Consider the following 5,165-nt stretch of genomic DNA (forward strand, 5'->3'; position numbering starts at 1 on the left):
CGGCGTCGGCGTGGGCGCTGCGTGGCGGCGCGCCGGCTTGTCCCGTGATCGAGCCCGACGTGCTGCAAACCCAGCTCACGACCGCTCAGCTCGCGCTCGAACAGGAGCGCGCGGCGCGGGCCGCGCTGCAGCAATCGGCGGACGCCGCCCAGGCGCAGGCGGCGAAAGCGCAGGCCGAACTGCTGTTTCTGCGCAGCCACGGCGCGGTTGCCGGTGCGAACGGCAACGCCGGTAATCGTGCCAACGCCAACGCCAACGCCAACGCCAACGCCAACGCCAACGCCAACGCCAACGCCAACGCCAACGCCAACGCCAACGCCAACGCCAACAGCGCCGCGCACTGAGCACTTGCGCCGGTTATCCGAGTTTCGTGCCGTGAGCCGAGCCACGGCATCTTTTCAGCAACACAAACGCAACGGTGGTGTTCATGTTCAACAAGAAGAAGCCCCAGCCGGGCATCCAGCAGACCAAACTCGCGACGCTGATCGCCGAGGATGTGCGCATCACCGGCGACCTCGAATTCGCCGACGGCCTGCGCCTCGACGGCCAGGTGAGCGGCAACGTCAGCGGCAAGACGGGCGTGCAGACGCTGCTCGTGCTCAGCGAGCGCAGCGCGGTGCACGGCAACGTGCATGGCTACGACATCGTCGTCAACGGACGCATCGTCGGCGACGTCATCGCGGATCACTTCATCGAGCTGCAGGCGAATGCGCAAGTGATCGGCAATATCGACTACCAGCAGTTGCAGATGGATTGCGGCGCGAGCGTGGACGGCAAGCTCACGAGGCGCGATCCCGCCGATACCCGGAACCTGCTGCTCGACGCGCCGGTTCTCGACGTGGAAGTGCACGACGAGCCGCGCCGCTAGATTGACGGCGCGCGGGCGGGCGATCTCGGTTACACTTCACGCCATGTCACGTCAGCCGAATACCTTCGCCCAGCCCATCGCCGCCGCTACGCGCGCGGTGTCGGCGCGCGCGCAGGCCGCGTCGGTCAGCGTGAAAGCCAAAGCCAAAAAACAGCCGCTCATCTGACCGGAGCTTGCTGTTCCGTCGGATGTTGCGATGGAACAGCTTGCCGCCCCCTCCTTTCTCCAGGCCAGCCCGACTTCCCCGCACCGCTCGACGGACCTTCCACTCGGTCGCGTTCAAGGGAAAGTCATGTCTTCGTTTTCGGGTATCTGGATTCCGCTCGTCACGCCGTTCAACCAGGGAGCGGTCGATCACGAGGCGCTCGCCGCGCTGGTGCGCCACTACGCGCAGGCCGGTGTGGCGGGCTTCGTCGCGCTCGGCACGACCGGCGAGCCCGCCGCGCTCGACGATCGCGAGCAGGACGCCGTGCTCGCGACGGTGCTGGCCGCCGCCGGGACGCTGCCGGTCGTGGCGGGCGTGAGCGGCAATCACACGGCGTCGGTGCGCGAGCGCATCGAGGCGCTCAACGACGCGCCCATCGCGGGCGTGCTCGCGGCGGCGCCGTACTACATTCGGCCGTCGCAGGCGGGGGTGATCGGCCATTTCGCAGCGCTCGCCGACGCGAGCCGCAAGCCCGTGATCCTCTATGACATTCCCGCGCGCACCGGCGTGCGCCTCGAACTCGCGACGCTGCTGGAGCTGGCGGGGCACGAGCGCATCGTCGCGGTGAAGGATTGCGGCGGGGCGCTCGACAAGACGCTCGCGCTGATTCTCGACGGCCGCCTGCAGGTGCTTTGCGGCGAGGACATCGAGATGTTCGGCGCGCTCTGTGCGGGAGCGAGCGGGGCGATCGCGGCGTCGGCGCATCTGCTGCCGGCGCGTTTCGTGGCGATGGCGCAGGCCGTGCGCGAAGAACGTCTCGGCGATGCACGCGCGCTCTGGCACGGCCTCGTGCCGCTCGTGCGGGCGGCGTTCGCGGAACCGAATCCGGGGCCGGTGAAGGCCGCGCTCGCGCAACGCGGCTTGATCCGCAACGAACTGCGCGCGCCGATGACGGTCGTCAGCGCGGAACTGGAAGCAATGTTGGGAAGGATGGTGGCGTAACGCGTCGGCGGCTGGCGCGTCGCGCGATGTGTTTGCGTTTATGTGTGCGTTCGTGGAACGCAGGCGCAACGAAAAGCGGCGCGCCCCGGCTGGCGGGACGCGCGGTTTCGTCGGCTGCATCAGCTCACCGCGCGAGCGCTTGCGCGGCTGCTGCGTGCGCGTCGGCGCGTGCGCGGACGCTCTGCATCGACAGGTTCGCCGTTGAGCAGAATGCGGCGGCCCGGCACGTGTTCGGCAACCAGGCGCGCGATTTCGAATGCCGAGCTTTCCGCCGGCACGACCTGGCGGCGCGCGCCGTCGTCGAGCGGCGTGGTCCACTCGACGAGCCGGTAAGCGCGGCCCCAGGGATGTTGCAGCGGCGTGGAGACGCGGCAAGAGGCGACGCGTCCGGGCGAGCCGTCGCGCAGCAGGGATTGCAGGTGCATCAGCACGTCGTCGTCTTCAACCATGACTTCGCTCCTCCTCGGCTTGCCGCATAAAAAAACGCCGCCGATGTTCCGGCGGCTCAACAGGGGTGAGCATATGGTTACAGCGAAGAATTAAACGAACCTTAAGAGTGAACGCGGAATAAGGGCTGAGGGTCGGCGCGTAATAAAACGCGGTGCGAATGCGGCGGTGTAAAAACGGTGTGCGAGCGAATACGCGCGGCGCCGCTTAAAAAGCGGTACCCGCGCGTACTTTTTCGGCGATGGCGGAAGGGGAAACGGAGTGCGGTTGACGTCGGTGATCAGCCCGGCTTTGCGCTGTTTTGCCGCAGGGTCGCGCGGACCTTGCGCGCGGCGAAGAGCGGAAGGTAGTCCTGAATGCGAGCGTCGATGCGGTATTGGGCGAGCGCGTCGGCGTAAATGCGCGCGACGGTTTCCTCGGGCGTGTGGGTTTCCTCGGCAATGCTATGAACGATTTGCTCGGCGTCCACTTGGGGCATGACGAATCTCCGATCGGCGGTTGCGGTGGGATGGGCAGACAGGATTCGAATTCAAGGACAGTCTCGCGCGCGATGCCAATTGAAACGCGCTATCGGCGGCGACGTGCTTCGAATGGGGCGTGCGCTTAGTTCAGTTTTATCGTCAGTGTTATCGCGCGATGTTAATCGCCGATGAAAAAGCCCCGGAAAGGCGGCGTGCCTTTGCCGGGGCTTTTTTCATGCGCCATTTCTGTGCGCGCCTGTGCGCGCTAAAAATTCATTCAAGCAACGTTATCGAGCGACGGATAGTCCGTGTAGCCCGTTTCGCCGCGCGCATAGAACGTGGACGGCACCGGCGCATTGAGCGGCGCATTCGTCGCGAAGCGGCGCGGCAGGTCCGGATTGGCGATGAAGAGCTGCCCCCACGCGATGGCGTCGGCCTCGCCCGCCGCGAGCACCTGTTGCGCCGATTCCAGCGTGAACTTCTCGTTCGCAATGAAGGGGCCGCCGAATTCGGCCTTCAGTTGCGGGCCGAGGCGGTTGTCGCCCAGCGATTCGCGGGCGAACAGGAACGCGAGCTTGCGCTTGCCCAACTCACGCGCGACGTAGCCGAAGGTGGCGGCCGGGTTCGAATCGCCCATCGTGTGGGCGTCGCCGCGCGGCGCGATGTGCATGCCTACGCGGTCGGCACCCCAGATTTCGATGCACGCGTCGGTGACTTCGAGCAGCAGGCGCGCGCGGTTCTCGATCGGGCCGCCGTAGGCGTCGGTGCGCTGGTTGGTGCTGTCCTGCAGGAACTGGTCGAGCAGATAGCCGTTCGCGCCGTGAATCTCGACGCCGTCGAAGCCCGCGGCCTTCGCGTTGATCGCGCCCTGGCGGAACGCGGCGACCACGCCGGGGATCTCGTCGATGCCGAGTGCGCGCGGCGTCACGAACGGACGCGGCGGGCGCACGAGGCTCACGTTGCCCTGTGCGGCGATGGCGCTGGGCGCGACGGGGAGTGCGCCGTCGAGGAACATCGGATCGGAGATACGGCCGACGTGCCACAGTTGCAGGAAGATGCGCCCGCCCGCGGCGTGCACGGCCTCGGTCACGATCTTCCAGCCCTCGACCTGCTCCTGCGACCAGATGCCGGGCGTTTCGGCGTAACCGACGCCCTGCGGCGTCACCGAGGTCGCCTCGCTGATGATGAGGCCCGCCGAGGCGCGCTCGGCGTAGTATTTCGCCATCAATGCGTTCGGCAGCCGCACGTCGTCGGCGCGAGCGCGCGTGAGCGGCGCCATGATGATGCGGTTGGGCAGAGTGAGATCGCCGATCTGGATGGGGTCGAAAAGCGTTGCCATAGGTTCACCTCGTACCGCGAGCCAAAAGGCTGTGCGGATTAGCGGAAATATCGGAAATGAAGCAGACGATTGCGCTGATGCGCCGTCACAACTGCTGGCTCATGTGGGCGAGGAACGCCTCGATGACCGGCTCGTTGCGCTTGAAGAACACCCATTGGCCGACTTTCTTCGACGTCACGAGGCCGGCCTTCTGGAGCGCGGCCAGATGCGCCGAGACGGTCGACTGCGAGAGCGCGCAGTGCGCGTCGATCTTGCCCGCGCAGACGCCGTGGTCGAGCGGAAGCTCCTGATCGGCGAAATGCACGTGCGGCTCGCGCAGGCACGCGAGAATCTCGCGGCGTACGGGATTGGCCAGCGCCTTGTAGATGGCGTCGAGATCGAGCTGCGGGGTCGGTTGAGTTTTCTTCATGGAAATTGCATCGTCACTATGCGAATCTTATATCGCATTTATACGATATGGGTGAAGCCATCGTTTGCAATAGGGAGGCGGACTTTTCTTTTTTGCGGGGAGCGGTGTGCGAGGAATGGGTGCGGGCAAGCGCAGATCGTGCGGGTCGGTTGGGCTGCGCGCGTGGCGCGCTTCGAGGTTCACGAGAAGGGTATTTTCCGGCCCGAAAACTTTTTTCGCAAAAGCGCTTGACGACATCCGGAATGACCCGCATAATTCGCCTCCTTCGCTGATCGCTGCGAACGAAACGAAGCGATTGAGACGAAATTGTTCTTTAAAAATTTACAGCCGATAAGTGTGGGCGCTTGATAGGTGATGCGACCTGACGGGTTCTTCGGAGCCGGTCAGGAGAAGCAAAAGTATCAAGAGTCTCACACTAAAGTAAGTCAGGTTTTTGAAGTAATTCAATTACCTGTCAGCTTTGAGTGAGCGACCGGTTCTTAACTGAACCGAAA

General features: G+C 64.9%; 5 protein-coding genes and 2 pseudogenes. 3 read left to right on the forward strand and 4 right to left on the reverse strand.

Annotation, left to right across the window (positions count from 1 at the left end; genetic code table 11):
• The 3 genes and pseudogenes from G3N97_RS36355 to dapA all read left to right on the forward strand — a co-directional run.
• Positions 1-344, forward strand: a pseudogene (locus G3N97_RS36355) (hypothetical protein); the annotation flags it as partial.
• 83 nt (positions 345-427) lie between these two features.
• The gene (locus G3N97_RS36360; protein ID WP_205997627.1) at positions 428-868 is read left to right on the forward strand and encodes a polymer-forming cytoskeletal protein; all 441 of its coding nucleotides are present in this window, start codon (positions 428-430) and stop codon (positions 866-868) included.
• A gap of 292 nt (positions 869-1,160) precedes the next feature.
• Positions 1,161-2,015 (forward strand): 4-hydroxy-tetrahydrodipicolinate synthase, encoded by an 855-nt coding sequence (dapA, locus tag G3N97_RS36365; RefSeq protein ID WP_205997628.1) that lies wholly within the window; start codon positions 1,161-1,163, stop codon positions 2,013-2,015.
• Positions 2,016-2,230: 215 nt separating this feature from the next.
• Here the strand turns inward: dapA and G3N97_RS36370 are convergent.
• The 4 genes and pseudogenes from G3N97_RS36370 to G3N97_RS36385 all read right to left on the reverse strand — a co-directional run.
• Positions 2,231-2,464 (reverse strand): annotated as a pseudogene (locus G3N97_RS36370) (DUF2866 domain-containing protein); the annotation flags it as partial.
• A gap of 278 nt (positions 2,465-2,742) precedes the next feature.
• On the reverse strand, positions 2,743-2,940 hold the full coding sequence (locus tag G3N97_RS36375; RefSeq protein WP_205997630.1) for a DUF3562 domain-containing protein: 198 nt from the start codon (positions 2,938-2,940) through the stop codon (positions 2,743-2,745).
• 260 nt (positions 2,941-3,200) lie between these two features.
• Positions 3,201-4,262, reverse strand: a complete 1,062-nt coding sequence (locus tag G3N97_RS36380; RefSeq protein ID WP_205997631.1) for an alkene reductase — start codon at positions 4,260-4,262, stop codon at positions 3,201-3,203.
• 85 nt (positions 4,263-4,347) lie between these two features.
• Positions 4,348-4,671, reverse strand: coding sequence for a metalloregulator ArsR/SmtB family transcription factor (locus tag G3N97_RS36385; protein ID WP_205997632.1), 324 nt, complete (start codon positions 4,669-4,671; stop codon positions 4,348-4,350).
• Positions 4,672-5,165 lie beyond the last annotated feature (494 nt).

The sequence above is a fragment of the Paraburkholderia sp. Ac-20347 genome, from assembly GCF_017104805.1.
In the GTDB taxonomy this organism is placed as follows: domain Bacteria; phylum Pseudomonadota; class Gammaproteobacteria; order Burkholderiales; family Burkholderiaceae; genus Paraburkholderia; species Paraburkholderia tropica.